Here is a 26,407-nt window from a genome sequence, read left to right as displayed (position 1 = left end):
ATTTGTAGAGTTAATGTAGAGGACTGTCGGATAGTATTAGAAACTAAGAGATTATTATACACAACCTGTCGGTATCCGTATCGCATGATTTGGTGAACGCCTGCATAGGAAGGGAGGAATTTACAGGTAACAGGCAAGCGGTCTATGAACAATAGGAAGTGTCGGCTGATCCAATAAAAGTCCCTTTAGATGAGGAGAACAAAAAAAAGATGACAACATCGAAGAAATGGAATAAAAGATGGTCCCGAAGTCTGGCCGCCTCTTTGTCGATTGCACTGGTCGCCGCTAACTTTGCGGTACTTGGGCCAGTGGCTCATGCAGCAGTCGCGGATAATGATGGCTCAGAACAAATTTTTACCTCAGACCAGTACCGGAGCTTCACCAAGGATGCCGGAGCGGTAAAATTAACCTTCCCGGAGCTCTTTATCACCGCAGAAGCGGGTGAAATGATGTCAGGGGCTACGGTTGTCATTAACGGATATAAGTCAGGTGACAAAATTACGTTCGCAACGGCGGGTACAGGAATTACAGCTACCTCCGGCCCGGGTGACGGTGTCTATATATTAAAAGGGGAAGCTTCAACTGCAGATTATCAGAAAGTATTGGAAAATGCTGAATTCACTATGACATCACCAGGAGAGCGCAGTCTGACCTTCGGCCTTGGTCCTGTCCCGGCCTTTAATAAAAATGGTCATTTCTATCAGTATGTGGCGGAAACTAGCATCACGTGGCCGAAAGCCAAGGCGGATGCCGAGCATAAAAGTTATTATGGACGCAAGGGGTATCTGGTGACGATTACCGACCCGGATGAGAACGCTTTTATTGTTGAAAAGACTCCGGTGATTGGCTGGATTGGCGGGAAAGATGTGGCCCGAGAACAAAATGAACAACAGAACGATAGGGCAACCACACGTGTTTCCACCTTACAGAACATTGAAAAATATAAAGGCTACGGCGATTGGCGCTGGGTGAGCGGACCGGAAGGAGAGATGAAGTACGAAGGTAAACCCGGACTTCCTTTCTTCAAAGGGTATCTCGCTGACGGAGGGAAAGATGATACCGCCGTGGTTACCGATGCAACTTACGGCCCCATGTACACTAACTGGGACGCGCTAGAGCCCAATGACGCCTCGTACGAGCATGTGGTCCATATTTATGCTAGTGGTGCTAAGAAAGGTAAATGGAATGATTATCCAACTAACTCCCAGGGGGTGCATGCCTACCTAGTGGAATACGGCGGCATGCCAGGCGATTCCAACACCAGCATTAACACAACCATTACACTGCTGGACAAAACACCGCTGAAAACGGATGCCGGTAAAGCGCAGAAAGACTATCTGGACGCTGCTCCGCAGACCTATACAAAGGAGTCTCTGGCCGTTCTTCAAAAGGCAACAGATGCTGCCAACGCTGTCCTTGAAGATGACCATGCTACCCCGGAAGAGATCGAAGCTGCCCGCAAGGGTCTGGAGGATGCGATTGCCGGATTGGTGAAGCAGCCGCCGGTGGCTGACAGCGCAAGCTATACAGCCGGAAGCAACAATCAGGTGTCTATCAAGTTCGACAAGGACATCAAGTTTAACGCGGACGATGCGGATACTACGGATGACTTCAGAGTGACTTTGGACGGAAGACTGGTCGACGTTACGAATGCTGTAGTATCGTCCGAAGATCCCAGTGTCATTATTCTGACCCTGGCCAGCCCGCTGGTTAATGACCCTGTGGTTAGAATCGAATATGATGACGCGCAATCGGCAATCGAGGCTAAGACACCGGGGAAAGAGCCGGTTTCAGACTTTACGCTGATCGCGAACGGTCCATTCGGTGACTCTTTGCAGATCCAAGAGCCTGCGAAGGGAACAGAGGTATATGGAGCAGACTTCCCACTCCCGGTAAGCGGACAAGCTGCGCTGGACTCGGTAGTTACGGCTGCTGTCTATAATGTGGACGCCCATCCCGACGCCTATCTGTTTGACCTTGAGGTGGGAATTACCGTAACCGATAATGTCTACAAATGGGATACCAAGCTGCCGGGTCCACTGGCACCGGGCTCCTACCATGTGGCGGTGACTTCTACCAAAACGTTCGGCGATGAAGTGAGAACCGAAACGAAGCTGGTGCCGTTTACTGTGCCGCAGCTAGAATTGACCCATGTGGCGGTGAACGAAGGTCAGCCGGATCACGCTGTATTGACTTTCAACCAGCCTGTAGGTTCTATGTTGACGGCTGCTGATCTCACGGGACTTACCGTCGATGGACGTAAGGTTATTGCTGTGAAGTCTGTACAGGGCGATAAAGTTGAAGTCGTTCTGGAGGATGCGCTTGGTCCAAATGATCCATTGGTCGTAGGGTACGATCCTGCTGCCGGTAATGTTACGGCTGAGGGCAACGTCCTGAACGAATTGAAGCCGATCCATGCCGGCGACCAGTCAGGCATTACGAAGGATAACAATGTAATTCCACTTCAGCTGATTGCCGCCTATCCCGAAGCGGGCAAGCTTAAGCTGGTGTTCAACAAGCCGATCAACGACTTAACGGATCTGGCCGGATTCACTTACGGCGGAGTGCCGCTTCAGGCACCTTTTGAGATCAATGGCAATGAACTGATTGTTCCGATTCCTGCTGATCATAAGGGCGGTCTGTTGAGCTACGATCCAGAGCTTGGCAACGTCACGGAGAATGGCAACAAGAATAACCCGCTTACGGGTCTACAGCCGGGAATTGATCTTGGCGGGGATTCCAAGTATATCTCAGACGCAGGCAAGCTGCCTGAGGACGGTCTGGGATTAAGTGTTGGAGGTAAGCCGGTACCCTTAAGTCCAGCCTTCCAGCCGGATGTACCAAGCGGCTATCAGGCGACCGTGCCTAATGAGACGGGTACTATTGCGCTGAATCTTGCTCCGGCAGGAGACAACGATACGCTGCGCAAGGTTAGCTTGAACGGTGTAGAGGTTCCTGACGGAGACTGGAGCAAGCTGCCGCTTCAGGAAGGGCTGAACATCATCCAGGTAGATATTGTAGATGCGAAGCGTCCGGGCGTTAAGCTGGGGCAATACCAGATTCAGGTCATCCGCGCAAGCGGGAAGCTCGTATCGCTGGAGCCTTCGAGCGGCACACTGCAGCCTGAGTTCAAGCCTGAAACTGCAAGCTATGATGTATCCGTAGCGAACAGTGTATATGAAATGTCATTCAAGCCGGTTACACTTGATCCGGGTGCGGTGGTAACACTCAGCATTGCCGGTGAAGCTCCGGTAGAGGTTACGAACGGTCAATGGAGCAAAGCGCTCCCTCTAAAAGTAGGCAAGAATGAAGTTCTGGTTACCGTCAAGGATTCTGCTGGTAAAACGAACACTTATACGATAATCGTTACCAGACAAGAGCCTGTTTCGAGTGGCGGCGGAGGCTCCGCACCTGCTCCTGCTCCAGATACCACCAAAACCGAAGTCATTGAGGTAGATGTGGCTATCGGCGGAGCCAATGTGGCTGGCATCACGAAAGTGCCGGTCCAGCGGACGACTCATAGCAACGGAACGATAACGGATCTGGTCCGCTTTACCAAGGATAAGGCCGAAGAAGCAGTGAAGAAAGCAAAAGAGACGGGACAAAGCATCGCCCGTGTGGTCATTCCGGATCCGGCAGACAATGTCAGCGAAGTGAATGTCCAGATTCCGGCAGAGACTGCCAAATTGCTGAAAGAGAATGGCATTGTGCTTGAGATCTACACAGAGAACGCGATCATCCGTATCCCGAACGCTTCTCTGGAAGGAATCGGGCAGGATTTCTATTTCCGCCTAGTACCGGTAAGGAATGCAGCAGAGCGCAATGAGATTGAGAAGAGAGCCACGCTTGAGGCTGTAGTCCGTGAAGTGGCTAAGGACAATCGGATTGAAGTGGTCGCAAGACCGATGACCATCGAAACGAACCTGTCCAGCCGGGCGGTAACCCTGATCCTGCCGCTAAGAGATGTGAGGCTGCCTGCGAATGAAGCGGCGCGTAATGCATTCCTGGCACAGCTCGGTATTTTCATTGAACATACCGACAGCACGAAAGAGGTTGTCAAAGGCAAAGCGGTTACCTATAAAGAGGGACTGCTTGGACTGGAATTCTCGGTAAGCAAATTCAGTACCTTTACGATTATCAACTTCAATAATCAGTCGCCTGCTACACATGTATCCTATATCGTTGGCTTCCCGGATGGTCAATTCAAGCCGGACGATCGGGTAACGCGCTCGCAGATGGCACTCATGATTGCCCGGAATCTGGGCTATGATGCTAGTGCGGCTGTAGGCACTCCTCCCTTCCCGGATGTGGCTGTCCGCCATTATGCGGCAGCAGCCATTGCCTTCGTGAATGCACAGGGCGTGATGAAGGGTGATCCGGCCGGGAAATTCCGGGGGAATGCACCGATTACGAGAGCAGAGATGGCCGCTGCTGCTGCCAACTACCTGAAGCTTGCCGTACCGGCAGACGGAAAATCGGGCTTCAGCGATACAACTGGACACTGGGCTCAGGCGGTAATTGAAGCCAACGTGTCGGCAGGCCTGCTCAAGGGCTACCCGGATGGCAGCTTCAAGCCGAATGCTTATCTGACCCGTGCGGAAGCAGTAGTCATTGTTAATCAGATGTTTGACCGCGGCCCGCTCCATGGAGCAGATGCGGTGAAATTCCCGGATGTCTCCAAGAATCATTGGGCCTACCTGGATATCCAGGAGGCTATCATCGACCATCAGTACCGGATCGACAGTGAACAGAAGGAACAACGGGTTACAGAATAAATGAATAGGGGTTGGAGGAGAGATCATTTCTCCTCCAGCCCCTAAATCATTAAATTTGAAGTATAATGGTTATACAACCGTACCGATTTCCAGTTGCGAAGGAGATCCGAATGAAAGCAATCCTGATTGACGATGAAGAATTGGCACTAAAGGCTTTGGAACGCCAATTGCATGCGCTTGGGTGTTTCGAGATTATCGGCAAATATACCGATCCGCTGCAAGGGCAGCAAAAGGTAGAGGAGACCGAGACCGATATTGTGTTTCTCGATATTCATTTACCGGAGCTGAGCGGGATTGAGCTGGCGGAAAGGCTGCTGGAACGGAGACCCGATCTGCAGGTTGTATTCGTAACGGCATATGATAAGTATGCGATCAAGGCTTTTGAGCTGAATGCCCTGGATTATTTGCTTAAGCCGATTCATATGGACCGTCTGAAGCTTACAGTTCGGAGATTGAATGCTCAGCAGAAGCCTGGCCTGGCAGCCCGGGCAGCGTCAGCGCAGACAAGCTGGAGAATGCTGATGTTCGATGCCTTCCGGATCTACGAAGGGAGTCAGGAGCTTCCGTCACTGCAATGGAGAACGGCGAAGGCGCAGGAAATCTTCTTTTATCTGCTGCATCATCGCGGCAAAGTGGTCAGTAAAGCCACTCTGATTGAATTGCTGTGGGCTGATTTTGATCCGAACAGGGCCTATCCGCAGTTATATACCGCTGTGTATCATATCCGCAAAATGCTGGAGCCCTTCAGCAGAGAACGGATTCTTCTGCAAAATACGGCGGACGGCTATCTGCTCAAGCTGGATGGAATCTGCCTGGACATTGATGAGTTTGACGGCTTTATCCAAGCGGGGTTAGAGCTCTCGAACGAGACACTGCCCGAATATGAACGAATCCTGAAGCTGTTCAAGAGCGAATACCTGGATGGTTACGATTATGTGTGGGCGGAGCTTGAACGGCAGAGATTCCAGCTGCAGTGGATTCGGCTGAAGCTGAATCTGGTCCGCTGGTATAAGGGGAATGCAGAATATGAACAGGCCTTCAAGCACATTGAACAGGTCTGCACCCGCTATCCGTTAGAGGAGCAAGCGCAATTATTATACATGCAAATATCGGATAGAATGGGTTTTCATTTTCTGGTGCAAAGACAATATGTATTGCTGGAAACGGTTATGGAAGCTGAGGTTGCGGAGAAACCGAGCCGGGAAATTGTCAAATGGTATAGGGATTGGGACAACAAGCGTCAAAAAGGGTGAATCCGTGGATTCATCCTTTTTGCCCTATCTAAATTATGATATATTTAATCTTGAATGAACTGGTTCTGCAAAGACCCGACGAAGGAGCACCCCATGACCCAATTTGTCTACAAGCAGATTATTGCTGACCTCAAAACGAAGATCTTTGCCGGGCAGTACGCCGATATGAAGCTGCCGGATGAGCGCAGTCTCAGCGAGGCGTATCAGGTTAGCCGCAGTACCATTAAGCGTGCGCTGATGAAGATGGAGAGCTCGGGCATTATTTTCAAGAAACGCGGCTCCGGCACCTTCATCAATCCGTTATACATAAAGAACGATTCGATCTTCAATTATGAGGGCTCTAACCTGGGGGTGTCGGATAACTTCCAGATGCACGGCAAGAAGCCGGAGATCAAGGTACTGAGCTTCGAGGTCATCCGGCCCACGGAGGAGCTTCAGCGGGATTTGTTCCTGATGCCCCATGATTTCGTGTATAAGATCGTGCGTCTGCGCCTGTTTGAAGGTGCGCCCTTCATGATTGAGACGGGATATATTCCGATCAAAATTGTGCAAAATCTCGACCAGACGATTATCGAAGGGTCGATTTTTCATTATCTGGAGGAGTCGCGCAATCTGGCGGTGACCAAATCCTTTTTGTCTATTTTTGCCGAGCCTTCGCTGCCTGAAGATCAGGAGCTGCTGCACCTTAAGGAGAATGAACCCGTGGGAATTATGGAGGGGATCTTCTTCCTGGATAATGGCACGCCGTTTGAATTCTCGCATATGCGCTTCCATTACGAGTATCTGAAGTTTAACACGTTCGTATCTGTGCATTAACGGACATAACTGAGGTATAGCAGGCCGGGAGGAGTCCCGGTCTTTTTTGGCAACTTTTCAGATGACATATTAAACCAAAATTATAAAATTAAACATCTTTTTGTACGTGATTTGCAGAGAATTTCATACTATGTTCAAAATTTCACAATATTGGACCGTATTAATTCCTAAAAAGATTGAATTTCTGAAATGCCGATGTATGATGTAACTGTAGAAGTGATACATTCAATTTACAAAGAAAAAGATTAGGGAGTGGAAGACATGGGATTAACAATCGAACAGGTGGATTATTCCTCCAAAACGTATCTGGCAAAGCTTGACGCTTACTGGCGCGCAACGAACTACATCTCCGTAGGTCAGCTTTATTTGAAGGATAATCCGTTGTTAAGAGAACCGCTTAAGGATGCAGACGTCAAAGTGAAGCCGATCGGACACTGGGGTACCATCCCTGGGCAGAACTTTATCTATGCGCACCTGAACCGTGTAATCACAAAATATGATCTCAACATGTTCTACATCGAAGGACCGGGACATGGCGGTCAGGTGATGGTCTCGAACTCTTATCTGGACGGAAGCTACACTGAGATCTATCCGCAGATCACCCAGGACATCCCTGGACTGAAAAAGCTGTTCAAGCAGTTCTCCTTCCCTGGCGGTGTTGCCTCCCATGCTGCTCCTGAAACACCTGGATCCATTCATGAAGGCGGCGAGCTGGGTTACTCCCTGTCGCACAGCGTGGGTTCGATTCTCGATAACCCTGACCTGATCTCCGCAGTCGTTGTGGGTGACGGCGAAGCAGAGACCGGTCCTCTGGCCGCTTCCTGGCTGTCCAACCGGTTCATCAACCCGATTACAGATGGTGCCGTATTGCCGATTCTGCACTTGAACGGCTTCAAAATCAGCAACCCGACCATCCTGTCCCGGATGAGCAGAGAAGAATTGACCGCTTATTTCGCCGGAAACGGTTGGGAAGCATTCTTCGTGGAAGGTGAGGACCCGGATCTGATGCACCCGGAAATGGCGAAGGTGCTGGACACTATTGTAGAGAGAATTGCCGCAATTCAGAAGAATGCCCGCGAGAATAACGATACTACACGCCCTGTATGGCCGATGCTGGTCTTCCGCTCCCCTAAAGGCTGGACTGGTCCGAAATCCTGGGATGGCGTGCCGAACGAAGGCTCCTTCCGCGCGCATCAGGTGCCGATTCCGGTAGATCAGAAGAACATGAAGCATGCTCCGGCATTGCTTGAATGGCTGAACAGCTACAGACCTGAAGAACTGTTCGATGAGAACGGCCGCCTGAACGCAGATCTTGCTGAAATTCTGCCAACCGGCGACAGACGTATGGGAATGAACCCGGTAACCAATGCCGGCAAGCTGATTAAAGACCTGCACAAGCCGGATTTCCGTAACTACGCCCTGGATAATTCTGTTCCGGGTCAAGTGATTGCGCAGGATATGGCCGTACTGGGCAAATACCTGAAAGAGGTTGTAACCCTCAACGAAGAGAACCGCAACTTCCGAATCTTCGGACCGGATGAGACCATGTCTAACCGACTGGGACCAGTATTCGAAGTGACCAAGCGCCAATGGATGGATGCCATTCAGGAACCGCAGGATGAATTCCTCGCTCCATACGGCCGTGTCATTGACTCCCAGTTATCGGAGCATCAGGCAGAAGGGATTCTGGAAGGTTATGTTCTGACTGGCCGCCACGGATTCTTCGCCAGCTATGAAGCGTTCCTGCGCGTGGTCGATTCGATGATCACCCAGCACTTTAAATGGCTGCGCAAGGCGACAGATCAGAGCTGGAGAGAAGATATTCCTTCCCTGAATGTGATTGCTACATCTACCGTGTTCCAACAGGACCATAACGGCTATACCCACCAAGATCCGGGTCTGCTCGGCCATCTGGCTGACAAGAAGCCTGAATTCATCCGTGAGTATCTGCCATCCGATGCGAATAGCTTGCTTGCTGTCTTCGACACGATCCTGAATGACCGCCAGAAGATCAACCTGATCGTATCCTCCAAGCATCCGCGTCCGCAGTGGTTCTCGGCTGATGAAGCTCAAGAACTGGTAACTAAAGGCCTCAAGATCATTGACTGGGCCAGCACCGACAAAGGTGGAGAGCCGGATCTCGTTATCGCTTCTTCGGGTACTGAACCTACAATGGAAGCCTTGGCTGCCATCTCGATCCTGCATGAGAAGCTGCCTGAGCTGAAGATCCGTTACATCAACGTGGTAGATCTGCTGAAGCTGAGAAGCCAGAAGCTCGATCCGCGCGGCTTGTCTGACGAGGAGTTTGATCAATTTTTCACAAAAGATAAACCGGTCATCTTCGCCTTCCACGGGTATGAAGGCCTGATCAAAGACCTGTTCTTCGACCGCCACAACCACAACCTGCATGTGCACGGCTACCGCGAGAATGGCGATATCACTACACCGTTCGATATGCGCGTACTCAACCAGATGGACCGCTTCGACCTTACAAAGGAAGCTGTGCTGAGCCTGCCGGAAGCAAGCAAATACCAGGCTATCGCTGACGAGATGGACGCCATCGTGCAGAAGCATCACGCATACATCCGCGAAGAAGGCATCGATCTTCCAGAGGTTGAGAACTGGGTATGGAAGGCTTTGAACTAGGCTTTAGATAATAGTGATATAGTAGGTTTCAATCAAGGAGTGCTCCGGGGTCAGGTAATGGCTACGGGGCGCTCCTTTTGTTGTAGAATGATTGGAACCTTTGGCGAATGAAGGATTTCCCGCAGTTTTTAGTTTATACTTGTGAAAAGAAAGACTATCACTTTATTGAAGTGTTCAGGAGGCTGACGATGATGGATATTAACAAGTTCATAGCCCCTCCTCTCCAGTTCGAGGTGCTGGAGCATGACCGTGTCATTGCTAAGGTTAAACTCCACTATATGAACCAGACTGTGGAAGTATGGCAAGATGATACGGTGGAGCCGGTATTCTTGCCTTTTCCAGGAAAATCAAAGGTACTTGTGAGCGATGTGCTCGACTATTTCGAATCCCGCTGTGTACCGCGCACCCGGCACCATATTGATAAAATCCTACAATCCATGGGACTGCAGGAATATGTTCCTACCGATATCGTGAAAAAGACACATGGCGTTCTATATGATGATTATGTCTGGATTAGATTCGCTGGTGAGGAGCTGAATTGTACGGATGTCCATCCCCGTTATGCAAGTGAACAAGGAATCTCGTCGGACCTTTATTAGTAGCAGTAAGGGCGATCAAATGAAATGGAAAATGGGAAACGTATGGGCAAAGGCCAATAAGTTTGGCTACGAGGGCTTAGCGGAATGGGCTTCGTACGAAATTATTAAGTGTTCCAATATTGATCCCCAGTTAATAGTTCCTTATAGTCAATGCATTTTGAGAGAAGAGGATACTACTGATTATCCGGGATGTTATTCGGAAGACTTCCTCATGCCCGGAGAAAGTCTTATTACTTTACAGCGTGTCCTTGAAAGCTATGGGATTCGCTTTGAAGAGATTACCCGTGACCGGAGCACTCACGATGCTGTACTGTTTATAGTTGAATTTATTCGCAACGCAATACATCTGGATACTTTGGAGTACTTCTCGATTATGCTCCCGCTCGATGCCCTGCTGTTAAACGAGGATCGTCACTTGAACAATATTGCTTTCATTCATGGGGATTCGGGATACCGGCTGTGTCCTTTATTTGATCATGGATTAAGTCTATTATCAGACACCAAGGATTATCCGCTCACCATGCCGGTTGATGTTGCTATACGAACTGTTAAAGCTAAGCCATTTAGCAAAGATTTCTCTAAACAGGCGCGTGCGCTTGATACAACTCTTCAGATCAACCGTTCCTCTGTCTTACAATTTATAGAGCAAAATGATAAACAACTAGGAAGAGTATCCAAAATCCTTAGATCACAGATAGTTAAGTATGAGTATTTATTTGTGTGAACTACCCTCCACCTAAGAGGTGGCGGCTTCTTGGTCAATGAAGCTACTGCTCCAAGTTTACCCAAGCTCAAAGGCTAGTCCCTAGCCCAATCATTGCAATATCACATTGCTAGTTTCAGTAGGTTTTGAGCAGCGTTTACATCGCGATCATGATGCACGTTACATTCTGGACAAGTCCACTCTCGCAAGGCGAGATTCTTCACCTCTGCGTTCTTATAACCGCAACAGGAGCAAAGCTGACTGCTTGCATAGTGCTTAGGGGCAATAATAAGTTCTCTGCCATACCATTGAGCCTTATATTCAAGCATCGAACGGAACTTACTCCAAGATACCTCGCTAATCGCTTTTGCAAGTTTGTGATTCTGCATCATATTCTTTACACGTAAGTCTTCCATCACGATGACTTGGTTTTCGTTTATCATTTTGGCAGACGTTTTATGTAAGAAGTCTTTACGCTGATTCGCTATTTTTTCATGTAGCTTGGCAGCTTTCAGCCTAGCCTTATGACGGTTATGGCTTCCCCTCTTCCTCCGCGATACATCCTTTTGCAGCTTCGCTAATCGCTTTTCAGACGTACGCAAGTATTTAGGATTGGATATGATCTCGCCATTTGAAGTCATCGCAAAGTCTTTCAGCCCAAGATCAACGCCAATCTTCGTATGCATTTTGGGCAACTGGACGATAGCCGTTTCAACCAATACAGAAGCATAATACTTTCCCGTTGGTGTTTTTGAAATCGTGCATGATTTGATCAGTCCCACGAATGAGCGGTGCAGCTTGATTTTGATGCCAGTTTTTAGCTTTGGAATCTTGAGATATCCATCCTCTATAGCCACTGTTCCATTTTGGTTATTCGTTGTGAAGCTATGATTATTCGTCTTCTTGCTCTTGAATTTAGGAAATCCCGTTTTCTTATCCCGATAAAAATTCTTATAAGCCTTGTCTAAATTCAGTTGTGTATTCGCTAAGGCAAGGCTATCGACTTCTTTCAGCCAGTCGAATTCCTTTTTGTATTGTGCAGGTGTATTCCTCAGCATCGTTTCCGTTTGCTTGTAATGTTCAATTTTATCTGCAAGCATTCTGTTGTAGATGAAGCGAACGCATCCGAACACTTTAGCGAAGTAGTGTTGTTGCCCATGGCTTGGATAGATACGGTATTTGTAGGCTTTCAGCAATGGCGATCACCCTTTCACACCTTGGTTTTCAATGTACTTTTGAATGACGTCTATTGGCGCTCCACCCGTTGTAAGCAAGCAATAGGAGCGTGACCAAAAAGCCTCTTTCCAAAGTGATTCTCGGAGGGTAGGAAACTCCTTCTTGATCAGCCTAGATGATGCACTCTTATAAGCGTTGAGAAATTTAGAAATGTCGGTATTAGGATGAGTTTTCATTAGGATATGAACGTGATCCCTGTCATGATTCCATTCCTGCAAAGTCACATTGTAAGTAGGCTGAATGTATGCAAATATCTCTTTCAGACGTTCGGATATTGGATCTGTAATGACTTTCCTACGATACTTGATGACTAGAATAAGGTGAAAGTGAAGGGAGAACACTGAATGGTTATTCGAGTCTAATTTCATTAATTTCACTGACCTTTCCAAGATACGACTGAATACTTTAATTATAGCATCTTAGGCGGTTAGAATCCATGTAGAATAAACCGTTTCCATTCATCCCCCACTTAAAGAAGATGGGAGAATTCTGTCAACTGGGGGTTAAAAGCAGCGGGGAGGGAACCGGCTGTCCTTGAATCCTCCGGCTGCAATGCCTTCTTCCGCTGCCCTGCGGCGAGTGCAGGCACACCGCCCCTCCCGTTCATCTCCACCATATGCTTCCAGTAGCGCTTCGGCATTAAGGAGGAACGCAGCCGGTCGTTGCGGCGCTCCTTGATGCCGATGGCATTATAGAAGCCGGTCCATAAGCGGCGGTACGCTTCCTCCGTCTCATCGGGCTCGGGCGGGGTCCACCCGCTTAACGGTACGATGGCCTCCCGCCCGGGCTCATGAATCAGCGCAGCCCCGTGCGTCTGATCATAGATCATGAAGCTCTCCCCCTGGAACCGGTCGCAGAAGTGCTCCTGAATCACAGGAAGCACATAGCCCTGCGGCTCAATCACTGCGGCCATGACCGGGCCGTATACGGAGAAGCGGACGAAGCCCGTATACAGATGCGCTTCATGCCGGAGCTGCTGAACGGCCTTCATCAGACTATTAACGGTGTCATCGGCCAGCAAATTCATGACCTTGCGGCCATGCCGGAAGCCGAGATACAGGAAGTTCAGCAGCAGCATCTCCTTATCGGGGGCGCAGCTCCAGAAGCCCAGACGCACCAGCTCCTCGGCTTCGCGGCTGATCCGCAGCGGCAGGGACTTCAGCACCCGCGCTGCCTTCTCCTTGTCAGTCTCAATCCATTTGGCTTCCAGCAGCAGACCTATTTCCCCGCCCTCAGCATGAATCGCCAGTGGAATCTCCTTCCAGGCATAGCTCTCAAATACACAGCACAGCAGACCCTCGAAGCTTCCGTCATAGGTGTACGCCAGTGCGGACGGCTTGAACATCAGGCCTTCGCCCCCTTCTTGAGCAGGTCCCAACCGCCTGCTGCCGGAAGGGCCGACAGGTTGAAGTCGTCGAATAGCGTTAACTGCTCAACTTGCGGCGGCTGATTAGGTGCCAGTTCCTGCCCTGACATGAGTGAGCGAAGCAGGGTGTGCTCGCTTACCTTCAGCCCTTCCAGCGGTTTGTCTTTGCAGGTGATGAAGAACTGGGCACGCTTGAGGACCACTCCCAGCTTCTTCAGCGCATGGAAATCGAGCGATCCGGCCCGTCTGGCCTTCACGATCCGTTGTGCACTTCTTACGCCGATGCCGGGTACACGCAGGAGCATTTCGTACGGGGCGCGATTGATCTCAACGGGGAATTGCTCCCGGTGGTTAACGGCCCAGCTGCATTTGGGGTCCAGCAGTGGGTTGAAGTTCGGCACGGCCTCATCCAATAATTCATTCGCCTTGAAGCCGTAGAAGCGCAGGAGCCAATCGGCTTGATAGAGTCGGTGTTCCCGCAGCAGAGGCGGCTTGGTGTCTAGAGCGGGCAGGAGGGAATCCTCTACTACAGGGGTATAGGCCGAGAAAAATACACGCTTGAGTGCGTATTTGCGGTATAAGCCTTCCGTCAGATTAAGGATCTGGTAATCGGTATCTGGCGTTGCCCCCACGATCATCTGGGTGCTCTGTCCAGCCGGAGCGAAGCGGGGTGCGTGATTATACCGGACGATATCGGAGCGGTTCTCTTTGATCCGGTTCGTGATCAGCCCCATCGGCTTCAGGATGGACACCTTGCTCTTATCGGGGGCGAGGCGTCCGAGACTCTCCTGCGAGGGCAGCTCGATGTTGACGCTCATGCGGTCGGCGAGCAGACCCAGTCTGGACAGCAGGGCTTCGTCTGCTCCAGGGATGGCTTTTACATGAATATAACCGTTAAAATGATAGACATTGCGCAGCAGCTCAAGCGCTGAGATCAGCTGCTCTGTAGTATAGTCCGGACTGCGCATAATGCCCGAGCTTAGGAACAGTCCTTCTATATAATTACGGCGGTAGAATTGCATGGTGATATCTGCGATCTCTTCGGGGGTGAAGGCTGCCCGGCGAATGGGGTTAGATTTGCGGTTGATGCAATAGGCACAATCATATACACAGCCGTTGGTCATAAGCACCTTCAGCAGTGAGATACAGCGCCCGTCCGCCGCGAAGCTGTGACAGATGCCCATCGCGGAGGTGTTGCCGAGCGCCCCGGCCTGGCCCTTGCGGTCAGAACCGCTTGAAGTGCAGGCCACATCGTATTTGGCTGAAGCGGTCAGAATCTCTAGTTTCTCCATTACATCCACGGTCTCAATCCCCCTCATATGAGTGCATTATATACCGAACATACGTTCTTGTCAAAAGCGTAAACCACCTCCCTGGCCGCCTGCAAAATGTATGCGCATTCCTTCTTGTGCTATAATAGAAACTGATGGTTCATGGAATGATGAATCATACGGTTATTGAAATCCGGGTTAGGAGTGTTGCTGAAGTGAGAGGATATAACATATGGCGGCCCATCATGCTGATTGCGGTTGCGCTGCTGACAAGACAGTTAGTGACAAGTATTTGCCTTATGTTCGGCATGTCGCAGGAATCGGCAGGCAGTGTAGCCATGCTGGGTATGATCGTTGCTGCTCTTATTATGTACAACCGCATGATGAAGGGCCGCCGCCGCAGATAAAATAAATAGAAGATCCGGCCGTATCTCTTCAGGCGGAGCGGATTGCATAGGAACAGGCTTGAAAGACGCCCGCACAGGTGTCTTTTTATTTTAGTATTGTCTTTTCCACTAAAAAAATTTATGCAGAAAGATGCGCATCCCGGCAATCCGGCAAGCGGTGCTTGAATAATATGGCTGGAGCTTATATCCTTAGAAGGATATGCTATATGAAGGACCATACAGATTCAAGGTAACGTAAATTCCCTGCGGGGAGGGCGTTATTTATAGAATCAACCCACAGCATGGGAAATGAACATACAGGAGGAAACCAATTGAGTACACAGAACATTGGAGTGCCGTTAGAGGGTTTTGCAGAATTTAGCCGGACGGTAGCCGCAGAAGGTGCGGTACTGCTGAAGAATGAGGGACAGGTGCTCCCGCTGGGTAACGGTGAGAGCGTTGCTGTTTTTGGCAGAATACAGGTGAATTACTACCGCAGCGGTACAGGATCGGGCGGTAGCGTTCACGTTGCATATACGACGAATCTGCTGGATGGACTGCGCAGCAAGAAGAACATTAGCGTGAATGAAGAGCTGGCTGCAGCCTACGAGGCCTGGATCGGGCTTAACCCGTTCGATGACGGCGGCAAGGTATGGGCTGCGGAGCCGTGGAACCAGAAGGAAATGCCGCTTACGGACGAGCTGGTGAAGCAAGCACGAAGCCAGTCAGCCAAAGCGGTTGTGGTTATTGGACGTACAGCGGGCGAGGATCAGGATAATGCCGATACCGCAGGCAGCTACCGGCTGACGGAAGATGAGAAGGCGATGCTTGTCTCGGTTGCGGCTCATTTTGAACAGACGATTGTGGTGCTCAACGTGTCTAACATTATAGATATGAGCTGGGTGAATGATGCCGCTTATGTGAATCCTATCTCTGCTGTGATCTATTCCTGGCATGGAGGCATGGAAGGCGGCCACGCGATTGCCGATGTTCTGGCCGGAGAAGTGACACCTAGCGGCAAGCTGACGGACACCATCGCATATTCCATTGAGGATTACCCGTCGACCCGTAACTACGGCAATGAGTTCAAGAACCTGTACGAGGAAGATATCTATGTGGGCTACCGTTATTTCGAGACCTTCTGCCCCGACAAGGTTCAGTATGAATTCGGTTATGGGATCTCCTACACGACCTTCAAGCTGGAGCCGGAGGAAGCGAAGCTGGTGAACCTGGCGGGCGAGCCACAGATTGAAATTGGTGTAACCGTAACGAATACGGGAGCAGCTTATGCGGGAAAAGAAGTGGTGCAGGTGTATGTTGAAGCGCCGCAGGGACAGCTGGGTCAACCGGCTAAAGTGCTTGCAGCCTTTGCTAAGACCAAGCTGCTGGAGCCTGGTGAGTCTCAGCGCCTTATCGTGAGCTTCCCGCTCCATTCCGTGGCTTCCTATGATGACGCCGGAGTGACCGGGCATGCTTCCGCTTATGTGCTGGAAGCCGGAACCTACCGCTTCTATGCAGGAACTAGTGTCAAAGCGGTATCAGCAGTGCTTCTGGATGGACAAGAAGGCTATGTGTTGGATGAGCTTAAGGTCGTGGAACAGCTGCAAGAGGCTATGGCGCCTACCGAGAGCTTCATGCGGATGAAGCCGGGTGCCCGCAAGGCAGACGGTTCGTATGAGCTTGTCTCCTCCGAGGTGCCAACGCGCAAGGTAGATCTGGCGGAGCGGATTGAACGCAATCTGCCGCAGCAGCTTCCGCAGACTGGCAATCAGGGATATACCCTGAGAGATGTCCATGACGGAAAAGTTAGCATGAGCACCTTCATTGCCCAGCTAAGCGACCAGGATTTGGCGGCGATTGTCCGGGGCGAAGGAATGAGCAGCCCTCTGGTCACTCCGGGTACGGCATCGGCGTTCGGGGGCGTGAGCGACAGTCTGTTCAGCTACGGCATTCCGGTTGCAGCTACAGCGGACGGCCCTTCCGGCATCCGTATGGATAGTGGAGCTAAGGCAACACAGGTATCAATTGGAACCCTGCTGGCCGCTACATGGAATGCGGAGCTGGTGGAAGAACTGTATCTCATGGAAGGCCAGGAATTATTGCGCAACCAGGTGGATGCGCTGCTGGGACCGGGGCTGAATATCCGGCGCAGCCCGCTGAACGGGCGTAACTTCGAATATTTCTCCGAAGATCCGCTGATCTCAGGAATCTTCGCTGCCGCCTGCACGCGCGGAATTATGAAGGGCGGCTCTAATGCGACGCTGAAGCATTTTGCCTGCAACAATCAGGAGAAGCACCGCAGTAAAGTTGATGCTGTCGTATCGGAACGCGCGCTGCGTGAGATCTACCTGAAGGGCTTCGAAATCGCAGTCAAGCAGGGCGGAGCCAATTCGATCATGACCTCCTACAACCCGGTGAACGGGCATTGGGCGGCCTCCAACTATGACCTCAACACCACGCTGCTTCGCGGCGAATGGGGCTTCCAGGGGATCGTCATGACCGACTGGTGGGCCATCATGAACGATGTGGTGAACGGAGGGCCGGCAGACCGTAAGAATATGAACTGGATGGTCCGTGCCCAGAACGATCTGTACATGGTCGTCAGCAATTACGGGGCTGAAGTGAACGCTTACGATGACAATACGATCGCATCACTGGAGAACGGTACGCTTACCCGCGGGGAGCTTCAACGTTCGGCAATCAACATCTGTGAGTTTATTATGAAGGCACCTGTATTCTCCAGAAAGCATGAGATTATTGAAGCGGTCGATACGTTCAAGGCTGATCTGGCTATCGCGGCTGAGCATGTACAGGTTCTGAGCGAGAACGCACAGGTAACTCCAGCGGTGTCCGGCCCGACTTACATTCAGGCAGATGAAGCGGGTCAATACCGCATTATTGTCAGCATCATGTCCCCTGAGCCTGAGCTTGCGCAGAGCGCCTGCAACCTGACTCTGAATGGACAAGCGGTAACCACCATTCAGACGAACGGGACGGAAGGCCGGTGGATCAGACAGAAGCTGGTCAAGGTTGAGCTGGAAGCCGGACGGTATGAGCTGAAGCTGGACTTCGTCAAGCCTGGCCTGCAGATTGAATGGATTGAATTCAAGCGGGTATAGCATCAGCAGCCATAGTATCTCAACCATTCATAGCAACAGCATCATGGCACCCTCCGGGGTGTCTTTTTTTGCAAATACAAGAATTTACATGCTAAGGGGTTATCCTGATATCCGCCTGATTCCGCATACCCGCACGGCCGCCGAATAAAATAGAGATAAAACGGCTACTATGAAGGGATGGCAGGAACGTATGCAAATACATGTAGTGCAGCCGGGCCAGACGCTGTATGGCATTTCACAGGCCTACGGAGTAAGCACTGATACGATAACTGAGGCGAATCAGCTCTCTGCGCCGGGAAGCCTGGTGGCAGGGCAGGCGCTGGTAATCCCGATTGCCGGACAGTATTATTGGGTGCAGCCGGGCGACAGCTACTACAGCATCGCCAAGCGGTTCGGCTTGAAGGCAAGCGAGCTGGCGGAGGTGAACGGGCTGACACTGAATCAGCCGCTGCAGGTCGGGCTCCGTCTGTACCTTCCCCCTGGACCGAGGCGGCAGGCGGAAGTGAACGCTTATGTGGAGCCCCGAGGGGAGAGTGTCTCCCAGCCGCTGCAGAATGCTGCACGTGAGGCTGCTCCTGAGCTGACGTATCTCGCACCGTTCAGCTTCCGGATCAAGCGGGATGGAACACTGGTGCCGCCGCCCCTGGACGGTCTCGCCTCCATTGCCGCAGAGCATCAGGTGACGCTGATGATGGTTGTGACGAATCTGGAGGATGCCCAATTCAGCTCGGAGCTCGGGCGCATCATTTTGAACGATCAGGAGGTTCAGGACCGGCTGCTTGAGAACATCATTGCGGAAGCGAAGCGGCTGAACTTCCGGGATATCCACTTTGATCTGGAGTTTCTCCGGCCGGAGGACCGTGAAGCGTACAATGCTTTTCTGCGGAAAGCGGCAGAGGTCATTCACAAGGAGGGCTTCCTGCTGTCCACCGCCCTTGCCCCCAAGACAAGTGCGTCACAGGTTGGGGCCTGGTATACGGCGCATGACTATAAGGTCCACGGCGAGGTGGCTGACTTCGTCATTATTATGACGTATGAATGGGGCTACAGCGGGGGGCCGGCGATGCCTGTCTCTCCCATCGGGCCTGTCCGTCAGGTGTTGACCTATGCAGCAAGCGAGATGCCCGCCGGTAAAATCATGATGGGCCAGAATCTGTACGGTTATGATTGGACGTTACCTTTTGTAGCGGGCGGGCAATATGCCAAAGCGCTCAGTCCGCAGGCAGCCATTGATCTGGCAAGGAACAGGAATACAGCAATTCTGTATGACTATAAAGCCCAGGCGCCGCATTTCAATTACACCGATGACGAGGGGCGGCAGCATAAGGTATGGTTTGAGGATGCCCGCTCGATTCAGGCCAAGTTCGATCTGATCAAGGAGTTAGGGCTGCGGGGCATCAGCTACTGGAAGCTGGGCCTGCCTTTTCCGCAGAATTGGCTGCTGCTGGAGGATAACTTCAAGGTGGTCAAAAAATAGACCGGAGACCGTGCTGCCAACGGCGGCGTAAGAAGCTCCACACCAAAACGGATGTGCCCATGCGAAATGGCGGCACATCCGTTTTTTTGAAAATATAAGTGTTAGCCCATTAAGCCCTTGAGCCCGCCCAGAAAAGGCCGGATCGACTTGATCATGTTGTAGCCCATCTTCATCACCGGCATAGCCTTCTGCACCATTCCGAACATGCCCATGAACCGTCCGAGACCCCCGCCGAGACCGGCCGCCCCGCCTCCCCCGCCCATCAGCGAGCCGAGTAGAGGCATGAAGCCGGATACCTCTGCTCTGCGCGCAGCTGAAGAGGTTTTCCGTTTCGAGGGTGGCCCCTTACGCGTGCTGGGTCTGGACAGAATCACTGCCTCCTGGTTCAGGTCTGTAATCCACCCTACGTAGGAACGCCCATTATGCAAAGTGATGCAGACCGGCTGGCCTTTCAGCTGCTGTGCCCGCTTGCGGAGCTTTGTTGAATTTGCCATTCGTCATTCACCTCACTGTTCTATTTACTTTATTTTACTCAGAACCTGGGGGGCGGCTTGTGCGGGTATGGAGTTCTGCTGAATATATTTGAACAACCCGGGGCTGTCTTTGGGGGCAGATGGTCTGAAAATATACAAATTGTGAATTCTATTTAATTGTCGTGAAATATTTTACAGTGAAAAAAAGGGAAATGAATATGCATGTTGAATTACCCTGAAGTACTGGGTTTGGAGTGAAAAAGCATGACTTTAGTCCCGGTGCTAATTCTATTGGGGAGTGACCTAATCTCTTGGCTATCCATCGTTCATTAAGAAATACTTGCTTCATCGTCTTATTGTTTGTTCTTCTACCCTTTACACGGAGTTACGCCGATGCCGGGCAAATGGCAGACATCAAAGGACACTGGGCGGAGTCCGATATTCAGCAGTGGCTGGATCAAGGACTCATTACCGGCTATCCCGATCATACCTTCCGGCCGGGGGCTGAAGTATCCAGAGGTGAGTTCGTAACACTCGTGAACAGAGCGTTTAAGTATTCGGATACGAAGGCTATCAGCTTCAAGGATCTGAAGCCAGTGAATTTTGCGTACATAGAAGTGCAGAAAGCTACCGCTCAAGGATATATCAGCGGATTCAGCGACTATACCTTCCGTCCTGACCAGCCAATCACAAGACAGGAAACTGCAGTTATCATATCCAGAATATTAGGCTTTGACAGTAAAGGGGCAACGACCTCAGGCTCTGCACAGGACGCGAATCTTATCCCTGCCTGGAGCAAAGCCGCCGTAGGGTATCTTTTGGATCAGGGGATCATGAGCAAGAATTCAGATGGTACCTTCCAACCGCAGCGCAAGATGACCCGTGCCGAGACTGTAGTGGTAATTAAGAAGGCGCTGGCTCTGAGTACAGTGGTCTATGATCAGACAGGTACATTTGGAGATGCGGCAGTAAGCACAGTACAGCATAATGTGAGAATTACAGGTTCCAATGTCACGCTCCGCAATATGCACATCCGGGGTGACCTCGTCATTGCTAAAGAGGTGGCAGATGGGAACGCCTACCTTGAACAAGTTCAAGTAGACGGCGTAACACGTATTGAAGGCGGAGGCAGCAACAGTATTCATATCCGGAACAGCAAACTAAACACAGTATCAGTGAATAGGCTGAATCATGCGGTGAGAGTTGTAGCCGAGGGTACAAGCGTTGTGCAGGACGTACAGATTCTATCCAGCGCGGTTATTGAAGAGAAGGATCTTACCGGCGATGGTTTTGTGAATGTAACCGTGCTTCCTGATGCTCAGACATCTTCATCAGAGCGCACAGTGGTGCTTGCCGGAGACTTTAAGAAGGTTTCTGTAGGCGGTAGCCTCAAAGAGTTCAATGTTCGCTCAGGCAGCGTAGCTAATTTGCTCATCCAAGAGAATCTGGTGATTCCTACTCTGAATTTCAGCAAGAATGTTGTTATTGATCAGCTGGAAATGAAGAGTAAGCTGAAGATTTCCGGCGAAGGCCAAGTCAAAGGCGTTGTATTGTCGGAAGGCGTCCCGGACCCTAAGCTGCCAAAAGAACAACAACCTGCTGCACCTGTAACTGGCGGCGGTTCTCCTGATCCGGGTACCGGCGGTGGGAACGGGTCTACTCCTGTACCGGCGATGGCTGTAACCGGAATTACCGCGGCCAATGGTATGGTTGAAGTCGTATTCAACCGGAACCTGGACAGCATACCAGATGCTGCTGATTTCGCAGTTCTCGAACAGGTCAATCATGGCGAGTTTCATAAGGTAGAGGTTACTCTGGTTACGCTGCTTGATAATAAAGCAACAGTACAACTTACAATCCCTTCAATAGCAATTAGCGAGGCTGAGCAATTGGCGGTATACTCCTTGTCATATAAGGGTGGAAGCCCTGTACTATCTGAAGCGATTACTGTGCCTAAGGCTAATGTGACTGTGACTGGGCGTCTGTTTGCTCAGCCTTACACTGAGAATAAGCCTCTTCCTGCCTACAACCTTCATATCTATCTAAGAGGAGTTAAGGATACTCGGGCGACTTATACGGCTATCGTTGGAAAAGGCGGAGAGTTCGCTTTTGACAATGTGATGCCGGGGACTTATGTTGTACTTATCCCTATCTCGCCGTACACATACTTTACAGAGGAATTCACAGTGTTAGCAGGCAAAAATCTGGTTCTGCCGGACCTCACAGTTATACAGAAGCTGCCTGAAGCTGAGGTTAAGCCAATTACTTATACAGATTTGCCTTATATTAGCGGCAGTGTCAAAGGTTTGGGTATGCCTTTCAGTGTTAAGATCGAGCTGGAGAACGGGGAGCAACTTTACACCCTTACCAGTAAATACGATACGTTCTTTGACATTGATCTATATAACTATAATCCGGATCTGCATCTGAAGGCTAATGATAAATTATTTGTGACCTTATACACAGATCGCGGTTGGACAAGCCAGCGGTTTGAGGTGAAGGTATTCGAACGACCGCAGACTAAGGCGCCGGTAGTGACCAGCGTGGTGTATGACGATACCAATAGGATCAGAGGCACCACAGAAGAATCTTCTGCTGATATTACATTAACCAGGGAAGATGGAACAATAATTGGGATAGCTAGTAGCTATGGTAGCATGTTTGATATCTATCTTGGTAATTCTAATTCCCCGCTTTTCCATGCTGGTGAGAAGCTGAAGGTCTATGCCCAGGCGAGAGATAAAAGAAAGAGCGAGCCTGCCTACATTACTGTTCTAGCACCTACGGCTGTAACAGCGCAACCGGTCGTTACGAAAGTTGTTTATGAATATGATAGGGAAATCTATGGCACATCTGATGGAGACTCGGACATCATTGTCAGACGTGCAGACGGAACTATTTTGGGGCTGTCAAAGAATTTCGGCCCATCCTCTAAAAATTTTTGGATGTATCTTAATTCGCAACTTGTTGCCGGAGAAACTCTATATGTAACCGCCAAGGGATACGAGAAACTCCCTAGTAAGCCTGTTGAGGTCGTAGTAGCCAGTAAACCAGTTACTCCCACACCTACGGTGGTTGGTGTGGTCTATGGTGACAGGACTAAGCTAGATGTTTATGTTCCTGGTCTATCCGGCGAATCGCATTTCTTTCTTAAGACCAAGGATGGTAATATAATTGGAGAGTTTTTTATGTTCGGTGAACAAGCCTCCTACTGGTATAGTAGACTTACTCCCAATACACAATATCAAGCGACGGTTGCTGGCCTACTAATGAAAGAGAGTGAACCTTTCTTCTTCACAGTGATAGACCGAACCAAAGAGGCCGAATAATGAAGCGCACATAGTAAAAATCTAAAGGACACCTGCGGGTGTCCTTTTTGATCGGCCGTTAACACACTGCAACTCAAGTCATATGTACACTCTAGGCCTCTGCTAAAATCAGCAATGGAAGGAGGAGAACAACAATGTACGAATGGAATGAGATGGTGCAGCGCATGATTGACTGGGTGGAGGAGGATCTTGCGGCTTCGCCTACGCTGCTGGAGATGTCGAAGCATTTAGGGTATTCGCCGTATTACTGCACCCGGCAATTTCATGTGCTGACCGGGATGACGCTGCGGGATTATGTCTGGCAGCGCCGAATTGGCCGGGCGGCACTGGAGCTTAGGGACACGGATGTGCGCATTCTGGATATTGCCGTGAAGTTCGGCTTTTCTTCCCAGGAGGCGTTCACGCGGGCCTTTCTCAGAGCCTTCAAGCTCACTCCCCATGCTTACCGGAAGGCTCCACAGCCGATTCCGCTGGCCATTCGTGCTGAGGTGTTCTCTCCTTATCATTATCTGATCAAGGAGCGGGATAGAATGAGACAGGTGCATTTGCAGGAAGCAGAGATCAAGCTTGAGTTCATACCGGCGCATAAGTTTATTGGCATCCGCGATATCGGCTCTAACAATTACGGAGGATTCTGGGAGAATGGGCATGACTGTGATGAGGTCTCTGGAACCCTTGAGAGTATGTCGCACCATACGCTCCAGGGGCAACTGGGCCAGACGGCAGGCTGGTTCTATCAGGAGGGGCGCAAAGGCTATCTGTATGGTATCCTTGTCGCGGCTGACTACGACGGGGCGGTTCCCCAAGGCATGGAGTGTTGGGATATCCCGGAATCGGAGTATCTGGTCTTTTTTCATCCGCCCTTTGATTACTTGCAGGATAATGGGCAGGTGATGCGTATCGTTGAGGAAGTGGCTTGGAATTATGATCCTGCGGTTATGGGCTATGTGTGGGATGAAGAGGAGAAGCAGGATTATCAGCGGCATTTTCCAGAGGGTTACGGGTATGCGGTGCTGCGGCCGGTCCGTAAATTAGACTAACTTCAGATAGCAGGCTGGCTTAAGCAAAAGCGTTCGGCGCTTCTGCTTAAGCTGCTGCATGTTATACAACAACGCTCCCTTAGGCGAGGCTCAGCACCGTTTGTGCGAGAGTGTCTCCCCGATGCTCCATTGTGGCAACCATCGCCAGCAGCTCTGCCTGCTGCTCACGCTGCCGGGTCGTCCAGCTGGCTCTCGGGGCAGCGCCGGTTGTTCGGAGTATGGCCGGGTCGGGCATCTCCTTATAGTATTTATCCAGCAGGGTAGCCATTTCCCCGTAGAGTTCCGTCATCTCCGCCAAGGCAGCATGTTGTTGCGGGTCATGCACCAGCGGCAGAGAGTCATGTAAGTAGGCGGCGGCGCAGCGGCGGGCATCTGCTAGGGCCATCATGCAGAAATGATTGACGGATAACCTGCGGCTGAAGGCTTCCTCGTCTGCTGCGGCATACCAAGGGTGATCCAGCAGTCCCTCTCTCCATAGCTCCAGCGCCTTGAAGCCTGATGCATAAGAGCTGCTGTTGGACAGGGTCTCAGCCTGCATAGATTCCAGCTTAACACGGAGCGATGCATACAGATTCTCAAGCGCAGACGGGGCCTCTGACTGATCGCCTAGGCGAATCAACCGGTAAGGCCATTGATCCACATGGAGATACCCTTGGCTTATCCTCATATGAGCCTGGAATTCAGCATCAGCTTCAAGCTCACTGAAGGTCTCATCGTCAAAATAACTGCGGCACAGCAGCACATCCCCCTCCGCCAGATATCCTGTAATGACTCCCCATTCCGGCGCTACCCTGAGGTTAATGGCAAGGGGCAGTCTGCCTTGGCGGATATCCTCCAGAATCGCCAGCTTCTCGGCTGTGCGCTGCTGCGGCTCCAACCGATTGGCCCGGCGGGCACTTAGTCCATAAGCCTTGCAGGCGGGGATGGAGTAATCATAGACGACAAGGGCATCCGCAGCGCTGTAGTCCCATGCCGGTTCAAAAGCCACTCTCCAGCAGGCTCCCGAATAGCCCATCACCTGCTCGTAGGTGGTCACTACGCCTCTGGCGGTAAGGGCGAGCGTCATGGCCCCTGCCCAGGAGCAATCCTGACCCCGTCCGAAGCCCAGCCGCGGAATCCCTTCAATAATGCACTGATCCCGGGAGGAGCGGGTCTGATAGAGATGACTGCGTTCCCCGCTGTAATGAATCTGTTCGCCTTCCGCGCAGCTTACGGCATGAATGCCTTCAGTATTCAGGTAGACCAGCAGCAGGTAGTCTTGACCATCGTTGCCGATCAGACTGGGAAACAGCTCATGTGTGGCGGTGAACTGAGTCCAGCGGAAATGCTCGTAATGCTTCATTTTGTCCGCAACGCTGCGGTATGCCTGTTCATTCCCATAATGGGCAGCAATAATCTGCAGCTCATCACTGGTTGAGACATACCCGTTCGAATGGATGTCTATTGTAAGCAGCTGGTCCTTCAGCACAAAGGTCGAATACATGCCGTCAGGGGTCTCATAGGTAACAAGCAGCAGCTTCAGGCGGCTGTCGGTCCATGAGTGGGGGAAAAGGTGCTCCCCGGGGATTAAGCTTAAGCGGTCTGAGGCTACGAACTGGTTCACAAGCTGGGTAACATCCAGCTCCTGCTGTCCGTCCGTATAGATTGCAGAGAGCACTACAAGCTCCTGGGGCAGGAGAATGCTGTCAATCGAGTGATTCAATGCGGCGGACAGCAGGGGAAGGGTGGCTGTCTCCGGCAGAGACTTGCCGGTCTCCCATTTGGATACCGCCTGGGCGCTGACATGGAGCAGTTCCGCTAATTGTTCCTGGGACAAGCCTTTCGTTTTGCGGAGGGTAGCAATCCGTTTACCAACTTTTTCGCTAACGATCATGTGCAGTACAACTCCTATAATGGATTCCGACGTCGTAAGTCAATT

General features: G+C 51.0%; 17 protein-coding genes. 11 read left to right on the top strand and 6 right to left on the bottom strand.

The annotated features are described in order from the left end of the window. Nucleotides 1–209 precede the first annotated feature (209 nt). From ACFSX3_RS04735 to ACFSX3_RS04710, 6 genes are all read left to right on the top strand, one after another. Nucleotides 210–4,775 (top strand): S-layer homology domain-containing protein, encoded by a 4,566-nt coding sequence (locus ACFSX3_RS04735; RefSeq protein WP_209994044.1) that lies wholly within the window; start codon nucleotides 210–212, stop codon nucleotides 4,773–4,775. A 110-nt stretch (nucleotides 4,776–4,885) separates the two neighbouring features. Next, nucleotides 4,886–6,028: a response regulator gene (locus ACFSX3_RS04730; RefSeq protein WP_209994045.1), complete on the top strand. Its 1,143-nt coding sequence runs from the start codon at nucleotides 4,886–4,888 to the stop codon at nucleotides 6,026–6,028. 93 nt (nucleotides 6,029–6,121) lie between these two features. After that, a complete protein-coding gene (locus ACFSX3_RS04725) occupies nucleotides 6,122–6,844 on the top strand; it encodes a GntR family transcriptional regulator (protein WP_209994046.1) in 723 nt (240 codons plus the stop codon). A 261-nt stretch (nucleotides 6,845–7,105) separates the two neighbouring features. Next, nucleotides 7,106–9,490 carry a phosphoketolase family protein gene (locus ACFSX3_RS04720; protein ID WP_379312664.1) on the top strand — a complete coding sequence of 795 codons (2,385 nt, stop codon included), beginning with the start codon at nucleotides 7,106–7,108 and terminating at the stop codon, nucleotides 9,488–9,490. Between the two features lie 188 nt (nucleotides 9,491–9,678). After that, nucleotides 9,679–10,089, top strand: coding sequence for a hypothetical protein (locus ACFSX3_RS04715; RefSeq protein ID WP_209994047.1), 411 nt, complete (start codon nucleotides 9,679–9,681; stop codon nucleotides 10,087–10,089). Nucleotides 10,090–10,108: 19 nt separating this feature from the next. After that, the gene (locus ACFSX3_RS04710; RefSeq protein WP_379312661.1) at nucleotides 10,109–10,813 is read left to right on the top strand and encodes a hypothetical protein; all 705 of its coding nucleotides are present in this window, start codon (nucleotides 10,109–10,111) and stop codon (nucleotides 10,811–10,813) included. Between the two features lie 101 nt (nucleotides 10,814–10,914). On the opposite strand, the gene tnpB is transcribed toward ACFSX3_RS04710, so the two are convergent. The 4 genes from tnpB to ACFSX3_RS04690 form a co-directional block, all read right to left on the bottom strand. Continuing rightward, nucleotides 10,915–11,988, bottom strand: a complete 1,074-nt coding sequence (gene tnpB / locus ACFSX3_RS04705; RefSeq protein WP_209994049.1) for an IS200/IS605 family element RNA-guided endonuclease TnpB — start codon at nucleotides 11,986–11,988, stop codon at nucleotides 10,915–10,917. 6 nt (nucleotides 11,989–11,994) lie between these two features. Next, nucleotides 11,995–12,396 carry an IS200/IS605 family transposase gene (gene tnpA, locus ACFSX3_RS04700; RefSeq protein ID WP_209994050.1) on the bottom strand — a complete coding sequence of 134 codons (402 nt, stop codon included), beginning with the start codon at nucleotides 12,394–12,396 and terminating at the stop codon, nucleotides 11,995–11,997. Between the two features lie 101 nt (nucleotides 12,397–12,497). After that, nucleotides 12,498–13,373 carry a TIGR03915 family putative DNA repair protein gene (locus ACFSX3_RS04695; protein WP_209994051.1) on the bottom strand — a complete coding sequence of 292 codons (876 nt, stop codon included), beginning with the start codon at nucleotides 13,371–13,373 and terminating at the stop codon, nucleotides 12,498–12,500. Further along, nucleotides 13,373–14,686 (bottom strand): putative DNA modification/repair radical SAM protein, encoded by a 1,314-nt coding sequence (locus ACFSX3_RS04690; RefSeq protein WP_379312670.1) that lies wholly within the window; start codon nucleotides 14,684–14,686, stop codon nucleotides 13,373–13,375. The genes ACFSX3_RS04695 and ACFSX3_RS04690 overlap by 1 nt, the downstream gene beginning before the upstream one ends. A 194-nt stretch (nucleotides 14,687–14,880) precedes the next feature. Here ACFSX3_RS04690 and ACFSX3_RS04685 point away from each other — a divergent pair, with 194 nt between their 5' ends. The 3 genes from ACFSX3_RS04685 to ACFSX3_RS04675 all read left to right on the top strand — a co-directional run bounded on the left by ACFSX3_RS04685 (nucleotide 14,881) and on the right by ACFSX3_RS04675 (nucleotide 19,647). Beyond that, nucleotides 14,881–15,072: a hypothetical protein gene (locus ACFSX3_RS04685; RefSeq protein ID WP_036726332.1), complete on the top strand. Its 192-nt coding sequence runs from the start codon at nucleotides 14,881–14,883 to the stop codon at nucleotides 15,070–15,072. Nucleotides 15,073–15,383: 311 nt separating this feature from the next. After that, nucleotides 15,384–18,170, top strand: a complete 2,787-nt coding sequence (locus ACFSX3_RS04680) for a glycoside hydrolase family 3 C-terminal domain-containing protein (RefSeq protein WP_209994053.1) — start codon at nucleotides 15,384–15,386, stop codon at nucleotides 18,168–18,170. A gap of 190 nt (nucleotides 18,171–18,360) precedes the next feature. Continuing rightward, entirely contained in the window at nucleotides 18,361–19,647 is a 1,287-nt protein-coding gene (locus ACFSX3_RS04675) for a LysM peptidoglycan-binding domain-containing protein (protein ID WP_209994054.1), read from the top strand. Between the two features lie 101 nt (nucleotides 19,648–19,748). On the opposite strand, the gene ACFSX3_RS04670 is transcribed toward ACFSX3_RS04675, so the two are convergent. Then, nucleotides 19,749–20,141: a hypothetical protein gene (locus tag ACFSX3_RS04670; RefSeq protein WP_209994055.1), complete on the bottom strand. Its 393-nt coding sequence runs from the start codon at nucleotides 20,139–20,141 to the stop codon at nucleotides 19,749–19,751. Nucleotides 20,142–20,431: 290 nt separating this feature from the next. On the opposite strand from ACFSX3_RS04670, the gene ACFSX3_RS04665 reads away from it, so the two are divergent. Further along, a complete protein-coding gene (locus tag ACFSX3_RS04665; RefSeq protein WP_209994056.1) occupies nucleotides 20,432–23,449 on the top strand; it encodes an S-layer homology domain-containing protein in 3,018 nt (1,005 codons plus the stop codon). A 134-nt stretch (nucleotides 23,450–23,583) separates the two neighbouring features. Beyond that, nucleotides 23,584–24,489 (top strand): helix-turn-helix domain-containing protein, encoded by a 906-nt coding sequence (locus ACFSX3_RS04660; protein ID WP_209994057.1) that lies wholly within the window; start codon nucleotides 23,584–23,586, stop codon nucleotides 24,487–24,489. A 79-nt stretch (nucleotides 24,490–24,568) separates the two neighbouring features. On the opposite strand, the gene ACFSX3_RS04655 is transcribed toward ACFSX3_RS04660, so the two are convergent. Further along, on the bottom strand, nucleotides 24,569–26,362 hold the full coding sequence (locus tag ACFSX3_RS04655; protein ID WP_209994058.1) for a helix-turn-helix domain-containing protein: 1,794 nt from the start codon (nucleotides 26,360–26,362) through the stop codon (nucleotides 24,569–24,571). Nucleotides 26,363–26,407: the final 45 nt, after the last annotated feature.

The sequence above is a fragment of the Paenibacillus rhizoplanae genome (assembly GCF_042684125.1).
Lineage (GTDB): Bacteria > Bacillota > Bacilli > Paenibacillales > Paenibacillaceae > Paenibacillus_AQ > Paenibacillus_AQ rhizoplanae.
This window is presented reverse-complemented; position numbering and strand designations above follow the sequence as displayed.